The sequence below is a fragment of the Roseateles puraquae genome, from assembly GCF_002205845.1.
GTDB classification, from domain to species: Bacteria; Pseudomonadota; Gammaproteobacteria; order Burkholderiales; family Burkholderiaceae_C; genus Pelomonas; species Pelomonas puraquae.
Window position 1 is genome coordinate 137,282 of sequence record NZ_NISI01000003.1, and the last position, 23,071, is coordinate 160,352.

19 protein-coding genes and 1 tRNA gene are annotated in these 23,071 nt (G+C 67.9%); 8 read left to right on the forward strand and 12 right to left on the reverse strand.

Going from position 1 to position 23,071, the window contains the following annotated elements; translation table 11 throughout:
- Position 1 precedes the first annotated feature (1 nt).
- From CDO81_RS10540 to CDO81_RS10550, 3 genes are all read right to left on the reverse strand, one after another.
- Positions 2 to 415, reverse strand: coding sequence for a hypothetical protein (locus CDO81_RS10540; protein WP_088483170.1), 414 nt, complete (start codon positions 413 to 415; stop codon positions 2 to 4).
- A 38-nt stretch (positions 416 to 453) separates the two neighbouring features.
- Positions 454 to 1,674, reverse strand: coding sequence for a cyanophycinase (locus CDO81_RS10545; protein WP_158218240.1), 1,221 nt, complete (start codon positions 1,672 to 1,674; stop codon positions 454 to 456).
- Positions 1,675 to 1,801: 127 nt separating this feature from the next.
- Positions 1,802 to 3,295, reverse strand: a complete 1,494-nt coding sequence (locus CDO81_RS10550; RefSeq protein ID WP_088483172.1) for a cyanophycinase — start codon at positions 3,293 to 3,295, stop codon at positions 1,802 to 1,804.
- Positions 3,296 to 3,462: 167 nt separating this feature from the next.
- Between CDO81_RS10550 and CDO81_RS10555 the strand changes: the two genes are divergently transcribed.
- Positions 3,463 to 6,156, forward strand: a complete 2,694-nt coding sequence (locus tag CDO81_RS10555; RefSeq protein ID WP_088483173.1) for a TonB-dependent receptor — start codon at positions 3,463 to 3,465, stop codon at positions 6,154 to 6,156.
- A gap of 6 nt (positions 6,157 to 6,162) precedes the next feature.
- Here the strand turns inward: CDO81_RS10555 and CDO81_RS10560 are convergent, their stop codons facing one another.
- Genes CDO81_RS10560 through CDO81_RS10570 form a run of 3 tightly spaced genes read right to left on the reverse strand, consistent with a single transcriptional unit; the run spans position 6,163 to position 7,991 of the window.
- Complete coding sequence (locus tag CDO81_RS10560; RefSeq protein ID WP_088483174.1) at positions 6,163 to 6,582, reverse strand: acyl-CoA thioesterase; 420 nt, start codon at positions 6,580 to 6,582, stop codon at positions 6,163 to 6,165.
- The gene (locus tag CDO81_RS10565) at positions 6,579 to 7,202 is read right to left on the reverse strand and encodes a YceH family protein (RefSeq protein ID WP_088483175.1); all 624 of its coding nucleotides are present in this window, start codon (positions 7,200 to 7,202) and stop codon (positions 6,579 to 6,581) included. Before CDO81_RS10565 ends, CDO81_RS10560 begins: the two co-directional genes overlap by 4 nt.
- Positions 7,203 to 7,208: 6 nt before the next feature.
- Complete coding sequence (locus CDO81_RS10570) at positions 7,209 to 7,991, reverse strand: SDR family oxidoreductase (RefSeq protein ID WP_088483176.1); 783 nt, start codon at positions 7,989 to 7,991, stop codon at positions 7,209 to 7,211.
- A gap of 133 nt (positions 7,992 to 8,124) precedes the next feature.
- Between CDO81_RS10570 and CDO81_RS10575 the strand changes: the two genes are divergently transcribed.
- From CDO81_RS10575 to CDO81_RS10600, 6 genes are all read left to right on the forward strand, one after another.
- Complete coding sequence (locus tag CDO81_RS10575; protein WP_088483177.1) at positions 8,125 to 9,801, forward strand: electron transfer flavoprotein-ubiquinone oxidoreductase; 1,677 nt, start codon at positions 8,125 to 8,127, stop codon at positions 9,799 to 9,801.
- 85 nt (positions 9,802 to 9,886) lie between these two features.
- Positions 9,887 to 10,702: a DUF72 domain-containing protein gene (locus tag CDO81_RS10580; RefSeq protein WP_088483178.1), complete on the forward strand. Its 816-nt coding sequence runs from the start codon at positions 9,887 to 9,889 to the stop codon at positions 10,700 to 10,702.
- A 279-nt stretch (positions 10,703 to 10,981) separates the two neighbouring features.
- Entirely contained in the window at positions 10,982 to 13,576 is a 2,595-nt protein-coding gene (locus CDO81_RS10585) for a chemotaxis protein CheW (RefSeq protein WP_144397209.1), read from the forward strand.
- 57 nt (positions 13,577 to 13,633) lie between these two features.
- The gene (gene fdhD / locus CDO81_RS10590; protein WP_088483180.1) at positions 13,634 to 14,425 is read left to right on the forward strand and encodes a formate dehydrogenase accessory sulfurtransferase FdhD; all 792 of its coding nucleotides are present in this window, start codon (positions 13,634 to 13,636) and stop codon (positions 14,423 to 14,425) included.
- 216 nt (positions 14,426 to 14,641) lie between these two features.
- A complete protein-coding gene (locus CDO81_RS10595) occupies positions 14,642 to 15,217 on the forward strand; it encodes a hypothetical protein (RefSeq protein WP_144397210.1) in 576 nt (191 codons plus the stop codon).
- Between the two features lie 93 nt (positions 15,218 to 15,310).
- Positions 15,311 to 16,018, forward strand: a complete 708-nt coding sequence (locus CDO81_RS10600) for a hypothetical protein (RefSeq protein ID WP_144397211.1) — start codon at positions 15,311 to 15,313, stop codon at positions 16,016 to 16,018.
- A gap of 643 nt (positions 16,019 to 16,661) precedes the next feature.
- Here the strand turns inward: CDO81_RS10600 and CDO81_RS10605 are convergent.
- From CDO81_RS10605 to cysS, 6 genes are all read right to left on the reverse strand, one after another.
- Positions 16,662 to 16,754, reverse strand: a tRNA-Ser gene (locus CDO81_RS10605).
- A gap of 49 nt (positions 16,755 to 16,803) precedes the next feature.
- A complete protein-coding gene (locus tag CDO81_RS10610) occupies positions 16,804 to 18,078 on the reverse strand; it encodes an aspartate kinase (RefSeq protein WP_088483183.1) in 1,275 nt (424 codons plus the stop codon).
- 60 nt (positions 18,079 to 18,138) lie between these two features.
- Positions 18,139 to 19,455 carry a tRNA lysidine(34) synthetase TilS gene (tilS, locus tag CDO81_RS10615; RefSeq protein WP_088483184.1) on the reverse strand — a complete coding sequence of 439 codons (1,317 nt, stop codon included), beginning with the start codon at positions 19,453 to 19,455 and terminating at the stop codon, positions 18,139 to 18,141.
- On the reverse strand, positions 19,424 to 20,395 hold the full coding sequence (locus CDO81_RS10620) for an acetyl-CoA carboxylase carboxyltransferase subunit alpha (RefSeq protein WP_088483185.1): 972 nt from the start codon (positions 20,393 to 20,395) through the stop codon (positions 19,424 to 19,426). Before CDO81_RS10620 ends, tilS begins: the two co-directional genes overlap by 32 nt.
- Positions 20,395 to 21,030 (reverse strand): DNA-3-methyladenine glycosylase family protein, encoded by a 636-nt coding sequence (locus CDO81_RS10625; RefSeq protein ID WP_088483186.1) that lies wholly within the window; start codon positions 21,028 to 21,030, stop codon positions 20,395 to 20,397. Before CDO81_RS10625 ends, CDO81_RS10620 begins: the two co-directional genes overlap by 1 nt.
- On the reverse strand, positions 21,030 to 22,400 hold the full coding sequence (cysS, locus tag CDO81_RS10630; protein WP_088483187.1) for a cysteine--tRNA ligase: 1,371 nt from the start codon (positions 22,398 to 22,400) through the stop codon (positions 21,030 to 21,032). The genes CDO81_RS10625 and cysS overlap by 1 nt, the downstream gene beginning before the upstream one ends.
- Positions 22,401 to 22,543: 143 nt before the next feature.
- Here cysS and CDO81_RS10635 point away from each other — a divergent pair, with 143 nt between their 5' ends.
- Positions 22,544 to 23,071 carry a tetratricopeptide repeat protein gene (locus CDO81_RS10635; RefSeq protein WP_088483188.1) on the forward strand — a complete coding sequence of 176 codons (528 nt, stop codon included), beginning with the start codon at positions 22,544 to 22,546 and terminating at the stop codon, positions 23,069 to 23,071.

The following is a 23,071-nucleotide window of genomic DNA, read 5'->3' on the forward strand; positions in this document are numbered from 1 at the left end:
CTCAGTCGCGGTCGCGGCCCTTGTCCTTGTCACGGCCGTGCCCGTGGCCGCGGCCATTGCCCTTGCCACGATCGGCGTCAGGCCCGCGGGGCGGCTCGGCGGGCTGGGCGTAGCGCGACTGGTACCAGTCCTCCCGCACGAAGTACACCGGCACGCCGCAGGCGTCGTAGCGTGCGCAGTGCTTGGCCCAGTTCTTCTGGTGGCCGGGCGGAATGCGCATGTACACCGGTGCGACCTGCACCGGGCGCCGCTGCACCCAGACCGGCTCGGCGAGCACGACCGGCGGCGGCGCGTTGCCGATGTCGATGCGGCCGTAGAAGCCCGGCTGCCCGACCTGGATGGACACGCCCACATCCGTCGCATGGGCGGCGACTGCCAACGGCAGCGCCACACTGAAGAGTCCCGATCGTTTCATCTTGTCTCCTGACATCGGGGCCCTGCGCGGGCCCGGGATCACGAGCGTGCCACGGAAGGCACGACGTGCGGTTGCTCGGCCGTCAACGGCGTGAACAAAGGCTCGGCCACCCGCACCGGAATCACGTCCAGCCGCGCGCCGACCACGGTGTACTCCTCACAGCCGCGGGCGGCACTGTGCCAGCCCGCGAGACCGGGGCCGCGGTGCAGCCGGAACTCAAAACCGATATCGCCGGCCTCCTCGGCCCGCCCGAGCCGCGCCCGGAAGGCCAGCCCCTTGACCTCTTCGAAGGCCCCCTGCAGCAGTTGCACCATCGCCGCCAGGAAACAGCCCTCGCCCAGGATGTCCAGAAAGTAGCGCTCTGAGCGCGTCGCAGGCTCGAAGCCCGCGGCGCCAGGCTCGATGCGGGGCTCGCGTCGCTTGTGCTCGGCCGGGGTGGTGTGGCCCGTCGCCAGGTCGTGCCGGTCACCGTGGTCGAGATAGCTCAATCGCGCGCCGCGCAGGTTGAACACGGGCAGGGCTGCGTCATGCACCGCCTCGCGCAGGTCCACCACCACCGCGCCGCTGCCTCCGATCACTTCCAGCAGGCTGCCGCGAATGACCACGGCCGCGTTCTCGTCGACCCCCAGGCCGAGCGGGTAGCCGAGCGCACGCATGGCCGGCAGCATGCGGCCGATGCGGCCGCGCTTGAGGAAGTGCTGGTCCACCAGCAACTGCGGCGACACGAAGCCAAAGCCCCGGTCGTACTCCTGGCCAGCGCGCCACTGGCCGCGCAATACCGCGAGGTTGTCCATCGCGTCGCGAAACATGACCCGGCTCATGACGGCCGCGCCCGCACTGGTGCCTGCGATCACGCCCCCCGCCTGCGCCACCTTGCGGATGGCGGCGAGCATGGGCGTGTCCCGCCCGTCGGGCTGCAAGGTGTCGACGAGGTACTCCTGGGCGCCTCCGGAGAAGAACACGCCGCGGGACGCCGCCACGCGAGCGATCAGGGCCGGGTCGTTCAGCGTGGCCTGCAAGTCCACGCCGGCCAGGTGCGGCGCGATCGGGACCACGTCGGCCTGGGCGCCGCAGCGATTGAGCGAGGCGACGATCTGGGCCGCGACGCGTGCGGGTTCGTAGGCCGCTGTCGGGAAAACCGCAATGCGCGACCCCGGCCCGCCGGCTTCGTCGACGATGCGCTGCCAGACGGCCTGGCTGTCGGCTTTCAGCGCACCGCCGATGACGATGACGGTGCCCGGCTGATCGGGGCTGTGCAAGATGGCGCGAGGGGCAAGTCAAACGGCCTGCCATCTTGGCAGGCCGCGGGAGATTTCAACAGCGGGTCGAGCCCAGGGTCTGCAACGCTTGTGACCAAACGCTGCAAGCGGCCGGCTCGCCGGTGCGCTACTGGCCGGTGGGTGCCGACGCTGGGGGCGCGGCAGCCGTGGCGCCGCCTCCGGCGCCGGGCGGTGCCGCCTTGGCCGGCCCGGCCCAGCCCCCGTACAGCGGCATCGGCAACCGCACAGGCGTGATGTCCAGGTAGAGATTGGTCACCGTGAACTGCTCGCCGCCAAACTCTTCGGTGCTCCAACCGAGCGAGTCGGAGCCCTTGTAGAGGCGGAAGAGGAAGCCCAGCTCAGCCAGCGGGTCATTGGCACGCGGCAGCACGTCGAAGGCCAGGCCCTTGACCTCCTTGCGCACGCTGTCGATGAGGCGGCTCATGGCGCCGGAGATCGTCGAGTCGCCCAGCATGTCGAGGTGGAAGACGTCGTCGGTGTAGTAGGGCTTGAAGTTGGGCGACTCGGCGTCATGCAACTCACCGCGCAGCTTGGGCGCCGAGGGCGTCGTCGAGCGGGCGCGCATGTGATAGCGGTCGCCATGCTCCAGGTAGGACAGCCGCGCGCCCTGCACGTTGAACGCGCCCAGCGTGGCGTCGGTGCGGGCTTCGGTGAGGTCGACGATCATGCAGCCGCGGTCGCCGATCACCTCGATCTCGTCACCGCGGATGATGGCGGCGGTGTTCTCGTCGACGCCCAGACCGAGCTTGTAGCCCTTGGCCATCATCAGCGGGATCATGCGGCCGAAGCGCCCGCGTTTGAGGAAGTGCTGGTCGACGAACAGATGCGGGCCCACGAAGCCCAGGCCCCGGTCGACTTGCTTGCCATCGGCGAAACGCCCCTTGAGCACGTTGATGACGCTGGGCGCATCGCGGAACATGATGGTGCTCATGATGGCGGCCCCGGCCGACGTGCCGGCCACGACGCCCCCTTTGCGGTAGACGTCCCAGATGGCCTCCAGCATCGGCGTGCTCTGGCCACCCGGCTGCAGCACGTCGACGATGCGCTCCTGCACGCCGCCGGTGAAGAAGATGCCCTTGGCCGCCTTGACCTTGGCGATGAGGGCGGGGTCGCGCACGACCTTGTTCAGGTCGACCCACAGGAACTTGGGCGCCACCGGCAGAGCCTCGGCCACCGCACCGCGGCGCTGCAGCAGATCGACCACCTGCTTGGCGCTGGCTTCGGGATCTTCACTGGCCGTGCCGAAAACGACGAAGCGTGCGCCCTTGCCGCCCGCCAGTTGCACGATGCGCTGCCAGACCTCCTCGTTGTCTGCCTTGAGTGCGCCGCCGATCGGCACCGCATAACCGCGAATGGCCGCGGGGTCGGACTCCGGCAGGGGCTGCAAGGCGCCTGAGGGTGCCGACGCGGCGGCAGGTGCCGCCGGCCGGGCGGGCGTGGCGGCCTTCTGGCCCGTGTTGGCAGGCGGGGTGGCCGCCGCCGGACGCAGCAGTCGCAAGGCCTGCGGCGCGCTCGCCGCCGGTGCCGTCGTTGCAGGCGCGGCTTGCGCACCCATGACCATCGTCATGGCCACCACGCCGGCCCAGATCCATGCCCTCATGCCAACAACCCTCCTTGGTCAGAGCACACATCATGACAGAGGCCGAATGACGTTTTGCCCCTAATCCTGAGAACGCGGGCGTGGCGCGCGCGAGACGAATCCACGGCTGGACACAGGTCAGCTGCCGGCACCGTGCCTAGACTGGCGCGCATCAAGGAGAGCTGCCCATGAAGACCCCCTGCCCTTCCCGCCTCGCCACGGCCGCCGCCCTGCTCGCGCTGAGCTGTGCCACGCAGGCCCAGACCTCACTGGAGCGGGTGGAAGTCACCGGCACCGCCATCAAGCGCATCGATGGCGAGACGGCGTTGCCGGTGCAGGTCATCACGCGGGCCGAGATCGACAAGGCCGGCGTCACGACCGCCGCCGAATTGGTCGCTCGCCTGAGCGCGAGCGCCAACAACCTGACCGACGGCGGCAGCGTGGGCTATGGCGGCTTTCGGTCGCAGATGGGCCTGAACGCGGCCAACCTGCGCGGCCTGGGCGTGTCCTCGACGCTGGTGCTGCTCAACGGTCGGCGCATGGCCAACTTCGCGTCGCCCGGCGATGCGGCGGGCGTCGACCTCAACAGCATCCCGGCCGCCGCCATCCAGCGCGTGGAGGTGCTGCTGGACGGCGCCTCGTCGCTGTATGGCTCTGACGCCATCGGCGGCGTCATCAACTTCATCACCCGCAAGGACTTCAGCGGCGTCGACCTCAACGCGATGGCCGGCAACACGACCGAAGGCCATGGCGCGGACAAGCGCTCGGCGACCGTGTCGGCCGGCCTTGGCGACTTCGGCCGCGACGGCTTCAACATCTTCGGGGTGCTGGACTTCCAGAAGACCAAGAGCCTGAACGCCTCCAAGCGCCAGTTCATCAAGGACCTGGACATCCCGGGCCGGCTGCCGGACCTGCTGTCCAGCGCCACCTTCCCCGGCAACATCCGGCTGTCGCGCTCGCAGTTCAACACGCTCGCCGATGAGGGCTACTCCAGCAACGGCAGCACCGTCATCGATTCGCGCACGGTCAACCCCGCCGCGGCCACCGGTTGCAACCCACCGGCCAACCTTTACCTGCCGGACGGCATCGGTGGCGCCGACGGCTGCACCTTCGACTACATGCGCGACATCGAGCTGTACCCGAAGTCCACCAAGAGCAGCGCCTTCACCCGCGGCATCCTGAACCTGGGTGGCGGTCACCAGCTCTTCGCTGAAGCCTCGGTCGCCCGCGCGCGCACCTTCTATACCGGCACGCCGAACCGCGTGGATGCCGACATTGATGTGTCCCTCGTGCCGGCCTTCAAGGGCAGTGCCTTGAACAGCCTGCCGGCCGACGATGAAGACCGCATCATCACCGTGCGCACCCGCCTGGGCGAGGCTGGCCTGCGCACCAGCGAGCTGGTGGCCAACAGCACGCGCTTCGTCATCGGCACGCAGGGCATCGTCGCCGGCTGGGACTACGAATGGGCGCTGAACCACAGCACCAGCAAAGTCTCAGACCGCGACTACCAGGGCTACCTGAACGAACAGATGATCCGTGACGGCTTCAGTGCCGGCACCATCAGCCCCTTCAAGACCTCGGACGCCAAGGGCCGGGCCTTGTACGAGGCGGCACAGATCCGTGGCGAGGTGCGCCGTGCGACCGGCACCATGGACAGCATCGACTTCAAGGCCTCCAAGGCCCTGATGGCCCTGGCCGGCGGCGACCTGGCCGTGGCGGTCGGTGGCGAGTACCGCCGCGAGAAGCAGGACTACCACCAGTCCGACGCCCTCAAGCAGGACCTCATCCTCGGCGAGACCTCGCAGGGCCCCGACTCCGATTTCGGCAAGTCGCGCAAGGTCGGTGCCGTCTTCGGTGAACTGGTGGCGCCCCTCACCAAGCAACTGGAACTGGCTGCGGCGCTGCGCTACGAGCGCTACCAGGTCAGCGGGGGGGCGGTCAGCCCCAAGCTCGGCCTGAAGTACGTGCCCATGCCGGAGCTGCTGCTGCGCGCCTCGGTGGGCAAGGGCTTCCGCGCGCCCAGCCTGTCGGACCTGTACCGGCCGGTCACCCAGGGCAGCTCGGCCACGCTGGTCGATCCCGTCTGCCTGGCCGCCGACCCCAGCAACACCGTCACCGACTGCTCCGACATCTGGGCCACGCTCAACTACAGCAACCCCAACCTGAAGCCCGAGAAGTCGCAGCAGTTCTCCCTCGGCCTGGTGTTCGAGCCCAAGCCGGGCGTGAGCCTGAACCTCGATTACTGGAACATCGAGAAGCGCAACCTGATCAGCACGCTGGGTGAGGACGTCATCCTGGGCAACCTCGGCAAGTACGGCCAGTACGTGATCCGCGACGAAGACGGGGTCATCGACCACATCGACCTCAAGAAGGAAAACCGCGGCAAGGAGCGCATCTCAGGCCTGGACCTGGGCGCCAAGCTCGGCGGCCTGAAGACGTCCTGGGGCGAGTTCGGCCTGCGGCTCAATGGCACGCTGACGCTGAAGTCCGAACGCCAGACGGGCGACGGCGACCCCTTCATCAGCAACCTGGGCGTGTTCATCAACGACGGCGTCGTGCAGCGCTGGCGGCACAGCGTGTCGCTGGACTGGGAGAGCGGCCCCTTCTCGGCCACGCTGTCCAACAGTTATCTGCAGGGCTACAACGACCAGCACATCATCGGCAAGCCCGACCGCAAGGTGGCCGCCTATTCGCTGTGGAACCTCTCCGGCGGCTGGGACGTGACCAAGGCGCTCACCCTGCGCGCCGGCGTGCAGAACCTGGCCAACACCGCGCCGCCGTTCTCGCAGCAGGCCTGGTTCTTCATCTCGGGCTACGACCCGAGCTACACCGACTCGCGCGGCCGCTTCATCTACGCGAGCGCGAAGTACACCTTCCGCTGAAGTCGATCAGCTGACGAGGGCGCGCACCCAGTCCGGCAGGGCCACGGCCCGGTCGGTCTGGGCGTCGAACCACAGCGTCGTCGCCCCGCCCTCGGCATAGATGGCGCCGGGCTCGTCGGCGCGCTCCAGCGTGATCCAGGTCTCGAAACTGGTGCGGCCGGGGTCGCTGACGTAATGCCGCGCCAGCACCTCCCCCGGGCACTTGAGCTGCCGGTAGAAGTTGCAGAAGGCGTTCACGATCACCGGCCCCTGCCCCCCCGGGTTGGGCGGCGCGCCGATGGCGGTGAGCCAGTCCACGCGGGCAATCTCCAGGTAGCGGAAGTAGATCGTGTTGTTGATGTGGCCCATCGCATCCATGTCGCCCCAGCGCATCGGGATGCGGCACTCGTAGGTGAGCTTCTTCTCGGCCGGGACGGTGTATCTCATGGCTGGATGCCCAGTTCTGCAGCGATGCGGTTCACCAGTTGACGCAACGAGGCCACCTCGGCGCGCAGCAGGGCCACTTCCTCGTCGCGCGGCTGCGCGACTGCCGCCGCCTGCTCAACGGAGGCCACCGGCCCGCACAGCAGATGCGCCCAGCGGGCCTCGCGGGCGCCCGGTGCCTTGGGGAGCTTGACGGCCATGGGCTGTTCGCGCGCGGCGAGCTCTTCCAGGAAGCCCTCGACCGACGACACATCGGCAAAGCGATGCAGCCGCTCGGTGTTCTGCCGCAACTCGGCCGCGGTCTGCGGCCCGCGCAGCATCAGCTGGGTCAGCAGCGCCACGGCCGCCCCCGGCACGCCCATCGCCCGGGCGAAGTTGTGCTCGTAACGCAGCACCCGGCTGCCGCTGACGGTGTTCACCAGCGACAGGGATTTCAGCTCCTCCACCGTGGCCAGCACCTCGGCTTCGGACACGTCCATCACGGGGTCGCGTGCCGTCTTCTGGTTGCAGCCGGCGGTGAGCGCATTGGCCGACAGCGGATAGCTGTCGGGCACGGTGTGTTCCTTCTCGACGAGGACCGCAAGCACGCGGGCCTCCAGGGGGGTCAGGTCTCGACGGGTCATGCGCGGTCAGACCCCAAAGCCATCGTCCGCCTGGATGACGGCGCCGTTGATGAAGTGGCTTTCGTTCGCGCAGAGCATCAGCAGCGCCGTGTCCAGATCCTTGGGCTGGCCGACCCGCTTGCGCGGCAGCAGCTCGATGAGTTTCTTGCCCTGCTCGGTGCCCCAGTGGTGGTGGTTGATCTCGGTGTCGATGTAGCCGGGGCAGATGGCGTTCACGTTGATGCCGTACTTGCCCCACTCCAGCGCCATCGCGCGGGTCATGTGGATGACCGCCGCCTTGCTCATGGCATAGACGCCGATCTGGCTCAGCACCCGCAGGCCCGCCATCGAGGCCACGTTGACGATGCGCCCGCCGATGAACGTGCCCGGTGCCGCGCCGCGGGCCCGAGCCAGCATGCGCTTGCCCACCTCCTGCGCCACGAAGAAGGCGCCGCGCGTGTTGGTGTCCATCACGTAGTCGTAGTCGTTCTCGGTGACGTCGGTCAGGCGCTGGGTGGTGGAGACGCCGGAGTTGTTGATCAGGATGTCCAGCGTGCCGACCTCGGTCTCGGCATGCGCGACGGCGGCCTTGATGCTGGCCACGTCCGTCACGTCCAGCTGCACAACGTGGGCGTCGCCACCGCTGCCTTCAATTTCGGCGCGCAGGTCCTTCAGCCGCTCAATGCGACGGCCCGCCAGCACCACGCAGGCGCCCGCCTGTGACAGGGTGCGGGCGAACTGCGCGCCCAGGCCGCTGGAAGCGCCGGTAACCAGGGCCACGCGACCCTCGAGGTTGATGGAATAGCTCATGGGACTGCCTCGTGTGTGAATTCCGGCCATCCTAGCGGGCTAGAGCCCGGGCACTAAAAAAGCACGATCGTTCGATTTGTGCTCCAGCCTCTCTAGAATCGCGCGCAATTTCAATGCTGCTGGAGACGTGCGCATGACATCCGAAGAAATCCTGGCCCAGTTCGGCCCCCGCGAGTCCATGGAGTACGACGTGGTCATCGTCGGCGGCGGCCCGGCAGGCCTGGCCACGGCCATCCGGCTCAAGCAGCTCAAGGCTGATGCCAACATCGTCGTGCTCGAAAAGGGCTCGGAGCCCGGCGCCCACATCCTCTCCGGCGCCGTGATGGACCCGCGCGCGCTGACCGAACTGCTGCCCAACTGGCAGGAACTCGGCGCGCCACTGAACCAGCCGGTGACCGGTGACGACGTGCTCTTCCTGAGCGAGACGGGCAGCACCCGCACGCCCGACTGGCTGGTGCCGCGCAACTTCCACAACCATGGCTGCTACGTGATCAGCCTGTCCGACGTGGTGAAGTGGCTGGCCCAGCAGGCCGAGGGCCTGGGCATCGAGATCTTCCCGGGCTTCGCTGCCGCCGAGGTGCTCTACGACGAGCAGGGCCGCGTCAAGGGCGTGGCCACCGGCAACATGGGCCTGGGCAAGGACGGCGAGCCGACCGACCACTTCCAGCTCGGCATGGAGCTGCTCGGCAAGTACACCATCTTTGCCGAGGGCGCCCGTGGCCACCTGGGCAAGCAACTGCTCGCGAAGTACAAGCTCACCGAAGGCAAGGACACGCAGACCTTTGCCATCGGCATCAAGGAGCTGTGGGAGATCCCGGCGAACAAGGCCCAGCCCGGCAAGGTGGTGCACACGGCCGGCTGGCCGATGGAGGGCGACACCTTCGGCGGGGGCTTCCTCTACCACCTGGCCGACAACAAGGTGACGCTGGGCTTCGTCATCGGCCTGGACTATGACAACCCCTACCTCAGCCCCTTCGAGGAGATGCAGCGCTGGAAGACCCATCCGGCCATCCGCGCCCACATCGAAGGCGGCAAGCGCATCGGCTACGGTGCGCGCGCCATCAACAACGGCACGCCCCAGGCCCTGCCCAAGACCGTGTTCCCGGGCGGCGCACTCATCGGCTGCGATGCCGGCTACCTGAATGCCGCCCGCATCAAGGGCAGCCATGCCGCCATCAAGAGCGGCATGCTCTGCGCCGAGGCCCTGGCCCCGGCGCTGGAAGCCGGCCGCGCACTGGACGAACTGGCCGCCTACCCCGAGGCCTTCGAGAAGAGCTGGCTGAACGAGGAGCTGCAGCAGACGCGCAACTTCAAGCTGTGGTTCAAGAAGGGCAAGACCACCGGCCAGCTGATGGCCGGCATCGAGCAATGGCTGCTGCCCAAGATCGGCATCGCCAGCCCGCCGTGGACGCTGCACAACCACAAGGCCGACAACACCGCCCTGCGCCCCGCTGCCGAATGCGCGCCCATTGCCTACCCCAAGCCCGACGGCAAGCTGACCTTCGACCGCCTCTCCTCGGTGTTCATCTCCAACACCAACCACGAGGAAAACCAGCCGGCGCACCTGACGCTCAAGAGTGACGCGGTGCCGGTGCAGGTCAACCTTGCCAAGTACGCCGGCCCCGAAAGCCGCTACTGCCCCGCGGGCGTGTATGAGTTCGTGCCCAACGAGGCCGGTGGCGGCGAGCGGCTGCAGATCAACGCGCAGAACTGCGTGCACTGCAAGACCTGCGACATCAAGGACCCGACACAGAACATCGTCTGGGTGACGCCCGAAGGCGGTGGCGGCCCGAACTACGCGGGCATGTAACGCCATGGCGGTGGGCTGCTGACAGCCGGCGGCCCCGCCTGCCTAAACTTGCCGTTCGACGGACATCGACACGGCAGGAGCAGGCATGACCCCAGGCAGCATGCGCGTCGGCATCGGCGGTTGGAACTTCGAGCCGTGGCGGGAGACGTTCTACCCTGCAGGTTGGCCGCAAGCGCGTGAACTCGAATACGCCAGCCGCCGCCTCTCCGCGATCGAGATCAACAGCACCTACTACGGCGCCCAAAAGCCCGCGACGTTTGCCAAGTGGCGTCGGGAAACGCCGGAGGGCTTCGTCTTCTCGGTCAAGGGCATCCGCTACGCGACGCAACGCCGCGTGCTTGCCGAAGGCGCCGAGTCGATGCGGCGCTTCATCGGCAGCGGCATTGCCGAGTTGGGCGACAAGCTCGGCCCCCTGCTCTGGCAACTGGCACCGACCCACCGCTTCGACGCCGCCGACCTGACCGCCTTCCTCGAACAACTGCCCGCCCAGGTCGACGGCCTGCCACTGCGGCATGTGCTGGACGTGAGGCACGCGAGCTTCCAGAGCCCCGACTACCTCGCGCTCGCGCGGCGCATCGGCGTCGGCACGGTCTTCACCGAATCCGACGACTACCCGCCAATTGCCGAGCCCACCTCGGACCTCGTCTACGCCCGCGTCATGCGCACACGGGAGGACGAGCTGCTGGGATGCGCGCCCGAGGTCTTCCCGGCGCTGGCGGCCTCGGCCCAGGCCTGGGCCCAGGGCCGTGAGCCGAGCGGGCTGCCACGCATCGAACCGGGCCTGGCCACGCCGGGCTCGCCGCGTGACGTGTTCATCTTCTTCATCAGCGGCGCCAAGTCGCGGGCACCAGCTGCCGCCATGGCCTTGCGCCGAGCCCTGGGCGACACGCTGCCCCCTTGACGCCTCCGCCCCAAGGTGGCGGCCAACAGGCACGGCCATCGGGCGCGACGCCCCAGCGCGGGGCGCAGACGCCACCAATCGTGCTGGCCTGCCCAGCGCCTGAGACCGCGGCCTGGACGCCGTTGCCGAGCGCAAGTGCCCATCCAGCGGCACGAATGCACGCTTGCGTCCCATCGAAGGCACCGCGCACCAAGTTCGCATCGCGGCCGGCATGTACCTTGCTGAAACGCCCGGTTTTGGGCGATGGCCCATGGACGTTTGCGCGAGAGTTCCGAACTGATGACGAAGATCTGGCACAAGGGCTTGCCCTTCAGCCCTGAAGTGGCCCCGTACCTGCGGCGCATGGCGCTGGTGGATGAAAACCGTGAAGCCCTGCTGCGACTGCAGGGCGTATGGGACAGCCTGGCGCTGCTGGGGCAGATGAGCGGCACCGCCACCGACATCGCCCACACCCGCAGCGCATTCCAGAACCTCACGAGCGCCTTGCTCGACAGCCTGGCCCGCCGCCTGCGCACCCATGCGCTGGCCCGCATGCAGGGGCGTGCGCGGGTGGCCATCGACATCCTGGTGCGCAACCTGTTCGAGCGCACGGCCGACGTGGGCTTCCTGGCCTCGGACGGCCCGCTGTGCGCCCATGCCGCGTTGGCCGAGGACGACCCGGCCCATGCCGCGAGCCGCGCCGCGCTGCAGTCGCGCTTTGCGGCGTACGCGGCCAAGTATTCGGTCTATGACGACATCATCGTGCTGTCGCCGCAAGGCCGAGTGCTCGCTCGGCTGGACGGCGGCTGCGACGTCTCGGCGTGCGCTGAATCATGGGTTCACGAGGCGCTCGCCTCGGATGCGCCCTACGTGGAGCACCACGGCCCCACAGCCTTGCTCGGCGGCCGGCACGGGCTGCTCTACGCCCGCGCGCTGCGTGGGCCGGAGGGCGTGCTGGGCCTGCTGTGCCTGTCGTTCCGCCTGGCCGACGAGATGGGCGCCATCTTCCGCCAGCTGCTGGGCGAGCAGGAGGCGCATGCCGTCATCTGCCTGCTGGATGCCGAGCGCCGGGTGCTGCACAGCTCCGACGCCTGGCAGATCCCGACTGGCGCCACGCTGCAGCCGCGCGGCGAGCGGCTGCTTTTTGCGGGGCGGGACTACCTGTGCGTGCAGGCCGCCGCCAGCGGCTATGAAGGGTACATGGGCCCACCCGGCTGGACAGCTTGTGTGCTGTCGCCGCTGGAATGGGTCTTCGAGGACCCCGACGCGGGCGGCGGCAGTGCAAAGGCTGACCACGCGCTGCAACGGTTGGACAGCATCGACACCACGCGCCTGTTTGACGCCGAGTTGCAGGGCATCCCGGTTGAAGCGCGTCGCATCCAGCGCAACCTGTCGCGCACGCTGTGGAACGGCAAGCTCCACAGCTACAGCCGCACCGGCGGGGCCGAGGTCACTGCCGGCTTTGCGACGACGCTGCTCAACGAAGTGCAGCGCACCGGCGCGCAACTGCGCCAGGTGTTCGAGGAGGCCATCGCGCGGCTGCAGGGCGCGGCACTGACCGCCGTGTTCGACGCGGCCGTCTTCCAGGCACGCCTGGCCATCGACATCATGGACCGCAACCTGTACGAGCGCGCCAACGACTGCCGCTGGTGGGCGCTCGACGTCCGGCTGCAACGCGCGCTCGCGGCCCAAGGCACACCGGAGGCCGGCGTCGCCGCCGCCCAGGCACAGCAGGTGCTGCAGCAGATCAACGCGCTCTACACCGTCTACTCGCTGCTGCTGGTGTACGACGTGCACGGCCGCGTGGTGGCGGTGTCGGACCCCGCGCAGGCCCATCATGTGGGTCAGACCCTGCAGGGCGCCTGGGCGGGTGCCGCCCTGAGCCTGCATGACCCGGAGCGGCATGTCGTGTCTCGTCACGAGGCCACCGCGCTCTACCCGGCGGGTGGCCAGGCGCTCAGCCCGCAGGGCCAGCCGACCTACATCTACGCGGCCTCGGTGCAGCATCAAGGCCAGATCGTCGGCGGCATCGCCATCGTGTTCGATGGTGAGCCGCAGTTTGCTGCGATGCTCCGGGATGCGCTGCCAGCACCCGAGGGCAGCCACGAGTTGCCGCCGGCCGGCCTCTTCGTCGCCCGTGACGGCCGCGTCGTGGCCAGCAGCGACGCTCGCTGGGTGCCCGGCGCCCCGGGGCCGCTGGCCGCAGCGCTGCTGGCGCCGTTGGCCGCAGGCGAGACCACCCGTTGCGATGTGACGATCGACGGCATGGTTTACGCCGCGGGCGTGGCGATGTCTCAGGGCTACCGGGAATACCGACGTGGCCAGGCGCCGTCGAGCGAAGACGTGGCGGCCGTGATGTTGTCGCCCCTCGGGCCGCGCCTGCCGGCCTCGCTGGATGACCGGGACGCCAGCTTCACACCGCCGGCGCCGCTGGCCCAGGGCGAACGACTGGACATCGCCGCCTTCACCGTGGCCGGCGAATGGCTGGGCCTGCCGGCTGGCCTCCTCGTCGAGGCGCTGGAGCAGCCGCGCCTGACCGCCCTGCCCAATGCGCCGCGCGCGCTGGTCGGCATGCTGCAACACGCCGGACGCATGGTGCCCGTGCTGGATCTCAGCATCGCGCTCTATGGCCAGGCGGGCGACCCGCGCGAAGCCCCGGTGCTCATCTGCCGCAACGATGCCGGGCACATCCTGGCCCTGCGGGTGGAGGAGCTGGGCCCCGTGTTCAGCATCGCAGCCAGCCAGGCCCTGCCCGGCCCGGGCAGCCGGGCACGCCTCGTGCGCGGCGGCGAGGCCTCGGGCCACCGCATGCTCACGCTGCTGTGCGCAGCGGATCTCTGGTCGCACCTGGGCATCGACCTCGCGCCCGACGCAACCGCCCTGCCCGCACCATGACGACCGCCCTGCCCGCCTAACGCCACCGGGCCGCGGAGGCACTTCTATGATGGCGCGATGCCCACCGACGACGCCCTCACTGCCGCCGACCTCCCGCCTCCGCTGCTGACACTGCCCTTGCCGGGTGGGGCGGCCGAGGAGTGCGTGGCGGTGGAGTTGCCCGTGGCGCTGACGGTCAACGGCATCTCCCAGGCCGTCATGCTGGCCACGCCCGCCGACCTGGAGGACTTCGCGCTCGGGTTCGCCCTCAACGAGGGCTGGATCAGCACGCGCCAGGACTTGCTGGATGTCGAGGTGCTCACCCAGTTGGACGGCATCGAGCTGGCACTGCAGGTGACGGCCGCACGCGAGCAACAGCTCAAGGCCCGGCGCCGCATGCTGGCCGGCCGCACCGGCTGCGGGCTGTGCGGCCTGGAGAGCCTGTCGCAGGTCTCTGCCGTGTCGCCCCATCCGGTGCAGGCACCGTCACTGGCACCCGGCGCCCTGGACCGCGCCGTGGCTGCACTTGCCCCAGCCCAGGTCCTGAACGCGCGCTGTGGCGGCCTGCATGCCGCCGCGTGGTGCGACCGCACCGGCGCCTTGCAACTGGCCCGAGAAGACGTCGGCCGCCACAACGCCCTCGACAAGCTCTGCGGCGCCCTGGCCCGCCGCAGCGAGCCGGCCGGCGACGGTTTCATCCTGATGTCCAGCCGCGCGAGCTTCGAACTCGTCCACAAGACGGCGATGGCCGGCGTCGGCCTGCTGGCCTGCATGTCCGCCCCCAGCAGCCTGGCCATCGAGACCGCGCAGAAGCTGGGCTTGCAACTCTGGGCCTTTGTGCGCGAAGGGCGGGCGACGCGCTACGCCTGAGGCGGCGGCAAGAACCCGATTGGCGAGCCGGAAAGGACAAAGCCCGTCACGAGGACGGGCTTTGGGGTTTTGGCGGAGTCGGAGACTGTCAAGGCCCGCGCCGTTGCTGGGTTTGCGGGCAGGCGGTCGCTGCTTCAGCAGCATGTCCGCCAGCACATCTTGGCGCCTGCGCTCAGTTGCTGGGATCCCATGAAAATGGGCGGCAGGGAGGAAGCCATGTACCAACCGGATCAGACGTTTTTCTTGAAGTCGCCGGGCGACCTGCTCGAAATGCTGCGCTGGCAACTGGGCCAGCTCAAGCAGACGACGGGCCAAACGCCCAGGGCCTCGGCATATTGCATGATTCAATGTGCTCAGACGGCATGGGCGCTTTGTGATTGGGTATGGGCAGCAATGGACGATGCGCAGCGGCTGGCTCTTCGGCCGAGTTTGCCCAGCTTGAACGTGAGCGCCTTCAGGGATTGGTTGCGGGAGCGTTCAGCTGCACTCAACTATTGCCGTTACCTTACCGATGCGTTCAAGCATAAACGTGTCGAACGCAAGCCCGACCCTCTCATCGAATCCATCGACATCGGATTTGAGTTGGATGGCCAGCCCTTTCGCTTCTGGGTCATCACAGATTCCTCGAATCAGATTGTGCGCCTTGACCACGCCATCGAAGAGGCTCTGCAGTTTTGGACTTACTTCCTGAACGTCAGGAGCCTCGACGGTCCATCCAATCGTGCTCGCGGTGTACTTGAGTCGGGACCCGTCACAGGCGAGGTCGCTCCCAAGCGGCATGACGCAAGTTGATGATTGACCCTGTGCACCCGGTGCGCAGTCGGGCCTAACGTGTAGACCTTGTCAGCACACCGGACAATCACGTCCGGGAGAGGCGGTTGAACAATGAATCCCAAAGATCAAGACCGATTGCTGATCCTCGCGATCCTCGTAGCTTCAATCGCTGCGTTGGCCTATGGCGGAATCGCGATGGTCGCCTGGCTAGTATCACGCGGCGTTCAGATCAAAGAATTCGATCCTGCCGCTTGGATACAGGCTGTCGGCTCTATCGCCGCCATCGGTGCGCTGGTTTGGCAGCGCTGGCATGAAGTTGAGATGGAGCGCAAGAGGGCCAAGGCAGCGGCGATAGATTTACAGAATGGTGCCCGTCGGCTGGTGCAAGCTGCAGCCTTCATTTGCGCCGAGTTTTCTGAATCAAGTTGGCCGCCGTCAGGCAAGATCGACGACGCGGGGTGCGGACTTTTTGAGGCTCGACTTCAAGCGCTGGCAAGCACGCTGAAGCGCGTAGATGCGCACGCATTGCCTCGGTGGCAGCACACCGAATGCGTAATCGTTGCGATCAGCGCCCTGGAAGCCTTACATCGGGAACTCGGGCGCCAGGTAATGGAGTGGGGCCCGGGGCCCGCCGGGCTGATGCAGGTCCGGGCGGCTCTGACAGAACCTAACTGGTTGCAGTCGTTTCGAGCCATGTCTCGCGAGTTCCGCACGCAGCTGTTTGAGCGGACCGTCACGATCTCACAGGGACTTGACCCCCTAATGGATCCCGCCGCGTCGCCTCAATCAGCGCCTCAAGCACACGGCGCTCATCGGTAGCTGAGCAGCCGGCCAGCGGCTTGAAGACCTTGCGGGCCACCTCGAACACGGCTTCGCGCTGCTCTAGGCTGAGGCCGCCCATTCTTGCCCTGCAGCCGACCGCGGTGCCGGTCAGGTCGTACCCGCGGCGCTCAACCAACCACGCGAACACCGCCAGCTCATAGGCGCACTTTGCCTCTCGATAGTCCCCGGGGCTGGCACGTGCTCTGCGCGGAGGTCAGAGAGCGGTGTCTCAGGCTCGGTCAAGCGGTCGCGGGTCTCATCCGTACGCTGCGGTCCTCGCAGGGGAGCAGGAACTTCGACTCAGCACCCATGCACGTGCCTCGTTAGCTCATGGGCAACGCGGCGTGCGTAGCAGCGCAGCAGCCTGTCGCGCTCGCTTGCGATCTCCGCCCGGCTCTTCACGGCGTTCATGCCCCCAAGGGGCTGCTCAGCCGTCGGACGGCGATACGTCGCACGGCCAAAGGCACGAACACCAGCCATCACTGTCATTCGGCGCGAGGCAACGCCCAATGTGGGGCGCCGAGGCGGGGCGTGGATGCTGCTAGGAACGACGTCCGTTCAGCGGCATACAAGCGGCGGTCACAACGTCTTCGAACGTCGGAAAAGACAAAGCCCGTCACGAGGACGGGCTTTGGGGTTTTGGCGGAGTCGGAGGGATTCGAACCCTCGATGCAGGTTTTGCCCACATACTCCCTTAGCAGGGGAGCACCTTCGGCCACTCGGTCACGACTCCAGCGAAGCCCTGCATTCTATATCAGGATTTCGGGCCCGCTTTTGAAATCTCAGGCGGCGGCCGATTCCTGGTCCAGGTCGAAGGCCTTGTGCAGCGCGCGCACGGCCAGCTCCATGTACTTTTCGTCGATCACCACGCTGGTCTTGATCTCGCTGGTGGAGATCATCTGGATGTTGATGCCCTCTTCGCTCAGCGCGCGGAACATCTTGCTGGCCACGCCGACGTGCGAGCGCATGCCGATGCCGACGATGGAGACCTTGCAGATCTTGGGGTCGCCCGCGACCCTGGCGGCGTTGGTGGCCGGGCCGACGGTGTTCTGCAGCAGCTCCATCGTGCGCGCGTAGTCGTTGCGGTGCACGGTGAAGGAGAAGTCGGTCTTGCCGTCGTGAGAGACGTTCTGGATGATGACGTCGATGTCGATGTTGGCTTCGGCCACGGGGCCCAGGATCTGGAAGGCAATGCCCGGCTTGTCCGGCACGCCCAGGAGCGTCACCTTGGCCTCGTCACGGTTGAAGGCGATGCCCGACACGACGGCTTGTTCCATTTTTTCGTCCTCTTCAAAACTGATCAGGGTGCCGGACTTGGCTTCCTCATTGATGTCGATGTCCCAGGGCGTGAAGCTGGACAGCACACGCAGCGGCACGCGGTACTTGCCGGCGAACTCCACCGAGCGGATCTGCAGGATCTTGGAGCCGAGCGACGCCATTTCCAGCATCTCTTCGAAGCTGATGGTGTGCAGGCGGCGCGCCTCGGGGACGATGCGCGGATCGGTGGTGTAGACGCCGTCGACGTCGGTGTAGATGAGGCACTCGTCGGCCTTCATCGCGGCGGCAATAGCCACGGCCGAGGTGTCGGAGCCACCGCGGCCGAGCGTGGTGATGTTGTTGTCGCCGTCCACGCCCTGGAAGCCGGCGATGACGACGACCTTGCCGGCGGCGAGGTCGGCGCGCACGCGCTTGTCGTCGATGCTCTCGATGCGCGCCTTGGTGTAGGAGGAATCGGTGGCGACCGGCACCTGCCAGCCGGTGTAGCTGACCGACGGAATGCCTTCAGCCTGCAGCGCAATCGCCAGCAGGCCAACCGAGACTTGCTCGCCGGTGGCGGCGATCATGTCGAGTTCGCGGTTGACTTCCGGGCTGCTGCTGGCCGGCGAGAGCTCCTTGGCCAGGCCCAGCAGGCGGTTGGTCTCTCCGCTCATCGCCGAGGGCACGACCACCATCTGGTGGCCGGCGCGCACCCATTTGGCGACGCGCTTGGCCACGTTGCGGATGCGATCGGTGGACCCCATCGAGGTGCCGCCGTACTTGTGGACGATCAGAGCCATGTGTTTGAGCGAAGGCTGAAGTTGAGCGGCCGGGACGGCCCTGCTCGCAAACCCCTGATTTTATGCGCCACTTGGGCTTTCGCCTTCGCTCTGCGGCAAGGCTGAGTCCTCGACCCAGCGGACAGCCAGGGCCGGCTCATCTTGCGCGGCGAAGGCACGGGCATCCATGCCGAGCCCGGCAGCGGCGACCAGTCGCCCCTCGGCATCGACGAGCAGCGGGCCATGTCGAAGCCATGGGGCCAGGCCGGCCTGCTGCGCCGCCTTCTTGAAGCTGCGCGCCGCCGCGTTCGGCGCCCTCTGGAACTGATCACCCTCGGCTCGCTCGCGCTGCGCGAGCGCCGCCAGGCGCGCGGGCGCGATGCCCTGCGACGCCGGCTCCACCTGCCACGCGCCGTACCAGCCGGGCTGCGGGTAATGGCCGGGCCGGCTGAGGTTCAGGGCCTTCTGTTCGGCAGACAGGTCTCTCAGTGGCCGCCAGAAAAGGCCATCACGCCACGCGTGCAGTTCACCGCCTGGCGCGGGCCAGTTCAACGTGCCGCCGGGTCGCCACTCGGACAGCAGCCGCGCGATCAGGCTGGCAGGTGCGGCCGTGTGGCGAGACAGCCAGTGGCGCAGTGCGTTGCTGCGACGGGCGGGCGACAACTGCATCAAGCCTGGCAGATCCAGCCGCGCGCCGGCGGCCAAACGAACGAGGTCTTCCGTCGCGATCTCCTCAGCCAGCTCGCCGGCCTCCTGAGCCCATCGGGCTGCCTGCGCGAGGCCAGATTCAGCCGCCGGGAAGGCCGGCCACAGCTGCTGACGCAGGCGATTGCGAGCCAGTCGCGCCTCGGCATTGCTCGGGTCGTCGATCCAGCGCAAGCCGTGCGTCAGCGCATAGGCCTCGATGCTCTCGCGGGGTTTGTCGAGCCAGGGCCGCGCCCAGCAGACGCCATCGCGCCACTGCGCGCGGGGCATGCCGGCAAGCCCGGCCAGGCCCGCGCCGCGCATGGCCTGGAGCACGAAGGTCTCGGCCTGGTCGCGGCGATGGTGGGCGAGCAGCAGCAGATCAGCACCAGCGGCCACGGTCATGTCGTGCAAGGCCTGGTGGCGCCCGGCGCGGGCCCAGGCTTCCAGGCTCTCGGCCGGGCCGGGCCGGCCGCTCAGCCGCGTGCAAATGAAGGATGCGCCCCAGGCCTCGGCAACCGTGCGGCACTGCGCCGCCCAGGCGTCTGCCTGAGGCTGCAAGCCGTGGTGCACATGGAGGGCGACGACCCGCTGCCCCGTCACCGCCCGGGTGACGGCATGCAGCAGCGCCGTGGAATCGAGCCCGCCGCTGAACGCAACCGCGACAGCGGGGGCGGAAGAGTCAGCGGTTCTTGGTGTCGCCGAAGCGGCCATAGGCCTGCAGGCGCTCGTAGCGGCGGTCCAGCAGCTCGGGCGTCTTCAGGTCGGACACCTGGCGCAGCGCGTCGCTCAGCGCGCGCTTGAGGTTGGACGCCATCTGCTTGGCATCGCGGTGGGCACCGCCGACGGGTTCGTTGACGATCTTGTCGATCAGGCCAAGCGCCTTGAGCCGGTGGGCGGTGATGCCCAGGGCCTCGGCGGCGTCCGACGCGCGCTCGCTGCTCTTCCAGAGGATGGAGGCGCAGCCTTCGGGCGAGATGACGGAGTAGGCTGCGAACTGCAGCATCAGCACCTGGTCGGCCACGCCGATGGCCAGCGCGCCGCCCGAGCCACCCTCGCCGATGACGGTGGCGATGATGGGCACTTCGAGCTGCGCCATCTCAAGGATGTTGCGGCCGATGGCCTCGCTCTGGCCGCGTTCCTCGGCGCCGATGCCGGGGTAGGCACCCATGGTGTCGATGAAGGTGAACACCGGCAGGCCGAACTTCTCGGCCAGCTTCATCAGGCGCAGCGCCTTGCGGTAGCCCTCCGGGCGCGGCATGCCGAAGTTGCGCAGCGTGCGCTCCTTCGCGTCGGCACCACGCTGGTGGCCGATGACCATGCAGGCCTGGCCATTGAAGCGGGCCAGACCGCCCACAATGGCGGCGTCGTCGGCGAAGTGGCGGTCACCGTGCAGTTCCTGGAACTCGGTGAAGACTTCGGCGCAGTAGTCCAGCGTCTGCGGTCGCTGCGGGTGGCGGGCGATCTGGTAGACCTGCCATGGCGCCACGCTGGCGTAGACCTCTTTGGTCAGCTGCAGGCTCTTCTTGGAGAGCCGGTCGATCTCTTCGGAGATGTCGACCGCGGATTCGCTTTGCACGTAGCGCAGCTCTTCGATCTTGGTCTCGAGTTCAGCGATCGGCTGCTCGAATTCCAGAAAGTGTTTTTTGCTCATCAGTAGTCCACAGGTAGCGGATCGAGGCTGCGCCAAATGTACCAAACGGCGACCGAACGGTACGGCGCCCAGGCGTCGCCCACCTCGCGCGCCTCGGCGCGGGAGACGGGCTCGCCGGAGAAATAGTTGAGGCTGATGCCCTTGAGCAGGCCAACGTCATCCAGCGGCATCACGTTGGGGCGCATCAGGTGAAAGATCAGGAACATCTCGGCCGTCCACCGACCGATGCCGCGGATGGCGACGAGCTCCTCGATGATGGCTTCGTCGTCCATCTGTGCCCATTGGCGCACATGCACCTGGCCGGAGGCGAAATGCTCGGCCAGGTCGCGCAGGTACTCGACCTTGCGCGCCGACAGACCGGCCGCCCGCTGCTCTTCCACGCTCAGGCCCAGCACGGCGGCGGGCTGGAACTTCGGTGTGAGCGCCACCCATTTGTTCCAGACCGACTGTGCGGCCTTGACCGAAATCTGCTGGCCGACGATGGAGCGCGCCAGGGTCGCGAATGCATCGCCGCGGCTTTGCAGGCGCGCCTCGCCAAACTGGGGGATGAGCTTCTTCATGACCCGGTCGCGCTTGACCAGGTGCTTGCAGGCCTCGTCCCAGTACGACGGGACGACTTCCGAGACGACCGCCATCAGCTCTTCACCCAGGTCGTGCCGCCTGCGCCGTCCTTCAGCGTGATGCCCTTGGCCGAGAGTTCGGCGCGGATGGCGTCGGCCCCGGCGAAGTCCTTGGCCGCCTTGGCGGCAGCACGCGCGGCGATGCGTTCTTCGATCCAGGCCGACTCGTCGCCCGAGCCGCCCTGCAGATACGCGCGCGGCGGCTGCTGCAGGATGCCGAGCACGCCGGCCAGCGCCTTGAGCAGGCCGGCCTTCTCGGGCGAACGGCTGCGGTTGACCTCGTTGACGAGGTCGAACAGCACCGCCACGGCGCCCGGCGTGCCGAAGTCTTCGTCCATGGCCGTCTTGAAGGCGGCGGCGCTTGGCTCCGACCAGTCGATCGACACCTCGGCCGGGGGCACCGCATCCAGCGCGGTGTACAGCCGCGTCAGCGCCGTGCGGGCGTCTTCCAGGTGCGCGTCGCTGAAGTTGAACGGCCGGCGGTAGTGCGTGCGCAGCATGAAGAAGCGCAGGGTCTCGCCGTCGAACTTCTGCAGCACGTCGCGGATGGTGAAGAAGTTACCCAGGCTTTTGGACATCTTCTCGCCGTCGACGTTCAGGAAGCCGTTGTGCAGCCAGTACTTGGCAAATTCATAGCCGGCGCCCTGGCTCTGAGCGATCTCGTTCTCGTGGTGCGGGAACTGCAGGTCGGCACCACCGCCGTGGATGTCGAAGCTCTCGCCCAGCAGCGCGCAGCTCATGGCCGAGCACTCGATATGCCAGCCGGGGCGGCCTTCACCAAAAGGCGCCGCCCACTTGGCATCCGCCGGTTCCTCGGCCTTGGCGGCCTTCCAGAGCACAAAGTCCAGCGGGTCGAGCTTGCCGTCGTCCACCGCCACGCGCTCGCCGGCCCGCAGGTCGTCCAGGCTCTTGCCGCTGAGCTTGCCGTAGCCATCAAACTTGCGCACGGCGTAGTTCACGTCGCCGCCTTCAGCCCGGTAGGCCAGGCCGCGCTGCTCCAGGCGCTCGATGAGCGACAGCATCTGCGGCACGTATTCGGTCGCGCGGGGCTCGTGGTCGGGGCGCAGCAGGCCGACGGCGGCAAAGTCTTCGTGCATCGCGGCCGTCATCTCTTCGGTGAGCTGGCGGATGGTGATGCCGCGCTCGACAGCGCGCTTGATGATCTTGTCGTCGATGTCCGTCACGTTGCGGACATAGGTCACCGCGTAGCCACTGGCGCGCAGCCAGCGGTAGATGACATCGAACGCCATGTTCATGCGCAGATGCCCCATGTGGCACAGATCGTAGACAGTGATGCCGCAGACATACATGCGCACCTGGCCAGGCACGAGCGGCTGAAAGTCTTCGAGAGTGCGACTGAGGGAGTTGTAAACGCGCAGGGACATGGGACGCTGAAGAAGGGCTGGCGCCGGTATCGAGGCGTGGACGCCACCAACAAGAAGCCCCGCACCGGGGGCGGCCAGGCGGGGCTCATAGAATGAAATCAGTATAGCGGCCACCCCTGACGCCGCTCCCCGCTCCAACCCTCATGCGCCTGCCCCTCCCCACCCTTGCGCTGCTCGGCGCCCTGCTCGCCACAGCCGCGCTGCCCGCCCGTGCCAACGACCTGCCCAGCGCGCAGCGCCTGTGGCTGGCCGGCCAGAAGACCCAGGCCGTCGAGCAGGTCGAGCAGGCGCTTCAGCGCACGCCCGACGATCTGCAACTGCGCTTTGCGCTGGGCGTGATGCGCATGGAACTCGGCGACCGCGCCAAGGCGCTCGAGATCTTCACCCGGCTCACGCAAGACTTCCCCGACCTGGCCGACCCCTACAACAACCTTGCCGTGCTGCATGCCGCTGCCGGCGAGCTCGACCAGGCCAAGGCCGCCCTCGACCAAGCCTTGCGCGTGCAGCCCGACCATGCCCAGGCGCAGGAGAATCTCGGCGATGTGCTCGTGCGCCTGGCGCTGCGTGCCTACCAGCATGCGCAGAAGGTGTCGATCGCCCCGAGCGACGCCCTGGCCGCCAAGATCAGCCGCACGCTGGCCCTGACCCGTGAGTTGACCCCGAAACGCTGA